1 protein-coding gene is annotated in these 345 nt (G+C 27.2%); it reads left to right on the plus strand.

The genetic code is table 11. From position 1 onward, the window contains the following. Window positions 1–11: 11 nt before the first annotated feature. The gene (locus J8281_RS20035) at window positions 12–173 is read left to right on the plus strand and encodes a T9SS type A sorting domain-containing protein (RefSeq protein ID WP_210199271.1); all 162 of its coding nucleotides are present in this window, start codon (window positions 12–14) and stop codon (window positions 171–173) included. Window positions 174–345 lie beyond the last annotated feature (172 nt).

Raw genomic sequence — 345 nt, forward strand, 5'->3', positions numbered from 1 at the left:
AAAGTTTTTAGTTGTTCGATATTTATGGTAAAAGTCTTATTAGAGAAGAAAACAACCCATTATCAAGTGAAATGACATATAATCTAAGCAAATTTTCAAAAGGTATTTATATAATTAAAGTTCATTTTTTAGATGGTAATAATGAAAGTTCAAAAATTATTATTAGTGATTAAAATATGGATAAACGACAAACATATTAGATTTTTTTCCTATCCCAAATCCCGTTTACGAGAATTATAATTGGTCACCAAAACGAAGCTTTTATTATGCGCTGGCAAGCGTTGGCAAATTATGGTTAAAATACGAGGGAGTAAAATTGATTAAGTATCAATTTTGTGAATCTGC

Origin of the sequence: Aquimarina sp. U1-2, assembly GCF_017897595.1 — a bacterium.
Classification (GTDB): domain Bacteria; phylum Bacteroidota; class Bacteroidia; order Flavobacteriales; family Flavobacteriaceae; genus Aquimarina.